The 1,662-nt window shown below is 69.3% G+C and carries 1 protein-coding gene; it reads left to right on the top strand.

The window, feature by feature from the left end:
- Window positions 1-120: 120 nt before the first annotated feature.
- The gene (locus KIP79_RS46100) at window positions 121-1,503 is read left to right on the top strand and encodes an IS1380 family transposase (protein ID WP_214111419.1); all 1,383 of its coding nucleotides are present in this window, start codon (window positions 121-123) and stop codon (window positions 1,501-1,503) included.
- The last annotated feature ends 159 nt before the right edge of the window (window positions 1,504-1,662 follow it).

Raw genomic sequence — 1,662 nt, 5'->3', positions numbered from 1 at the left:
CCTGGGGCTTTCGCCTGGGAAGCGGCCGGAACCGATCGTTAAACGTGAAAAGTGCCTTGAGCTGGAAGGATTGGACTTGCTGAGGGTCCTGTCCGCACCAACTCGAAAGGCACTTTCCGAGTGCACTCTATCGCTCGCCGCTCCAAGATCGTCGCGTCTGCGGACGGCAAGGGACTGGTCTGCCAGGCCGGTGGCCTGCTCCTGATCGAGACACTGAGAGCCACGGGCCTGGATCAGGGCATGTCACAGGCACTGCAACGGTGGCGGCCTCCCCGAGCAGTGCACGATCCCGGAAAGATCGTGACAGACCTGGCGATGGCGCTCGCGCTCGGCGGCGACTGCCTGGCCGACATCTCGATAGTGCGGGACTCGCCCGAGCTGTTCGGCTCGGCCGCCTCCGATCCAACGGTGTCGCGGCTGGTCAAAACCCTCGCCGACGCCGGCCCCAAGGCGTTGCGGGCGATCCGCGCCGCGCGGGCGGCGGCCAGGTCGCGGGCCTGGAGGCTGGCCGGTGACCGCGCTCCCGGCGCCCGCGGCGCCCTGATCCCGGTGGACCTGGACGCCACCATCGTGATCGCCCACTCCGAGAAACAACAGGCCACCCCCACCTGGAAACACACCTTCGGACACCACCCGATGACCGCGTTCGTCGACCACGGCCCCGGCGGGACCGGCGAGGCGGCCGCCCTGCTGCTCCGGGCCGGAAACGCGGGCTCCAACACCGCCGACGACCACATCACCGCCGGGCGGCTCGCCCTCAACCAGATCCCCGCCCACCTGCACAAACAAGTCCTGATCCGGACCGACTCCGGCGGCGGCACCCACGCGTTCCTGGACTGGGTGACCCGCAGACGCCTCAAATACTCCATCGGGTTCACCCTCACCAAGGACATCCAGGCGGCCATCCTCGCCCTCCCCGCGGAAATGTGGGAGGTCGCCTACGACGCCGACAGGCAACCCCGGCCCGGCGCGTGGGTCGCCGAGCTGACCGGGATGCTCGACCTGTCCTCCTGGCCCAAGGGCATGCGGGTCATCGCCCGCAGGGAACGCCCGCACCCCGGCGCACAGCTCCGCTTCACCGACATCGACGGCCACCGGTTCACCTGTTTCGTCACCGGCACCCGCCCGGGTGGCGGACGCGGCCAGCTCGCCGACCTGGAACTGCGCCACCGCCGCCGCGCCCGCTGCGAGGACCGCATCCGCACCGCCAAGGACACCGGACTGCGCAACCTGCCCCTGCACGGCTTCGCTCAGAACCAGGTCTGGTGCGAGATCGTCGCTCTGGCCTGCGACCTGCTGGCCTGGATGCAACTGCTCGCCCTGGAGGGCAGCCCGGCCCGCTGCTATGAACCCAAACGGCTGCGGCTGCGCCTGTTCGCCGTGGCCGCACGTCTGACGCGGGGAGGCCGGCGATTACGGCTGCGCATCGCCGCCCGGTGGCCCTGGGCCCAGCAGATCATCACCGCCATCGCCCGGCTGCAAGCCTTGCCAGCACCGACCTGACCAGCACCAAGCCGACCCAGCGATCAGAAAGGACAACCGCGGGCCCGTGGATCCCCGTCAACCCGGCACGACAGCCGGGCCACAACACTGACCCGATCACGCAATCAACGCTCAGCCGGACCATTCAACCGACCACGGGAAGATCACGAAAGATCCAGG

Origin of the sequence: Acrocarpospora catenulata, from assembly GCF_018476525.1 — a bacterium.
GTDB classification, from domain to species: domain Bacteria; phylum Actinomycetota; class Actinomycetes; order Streptosporangiales; family Streptosporangiaceae; genus Acrocarpospora; species Acrocarpospora catenulata.
The sequence above is the reverse complement of the archived record's forward strand: the minus strand, read 5'-3'. Positions and strand labels throughout refer to the sequence as shown.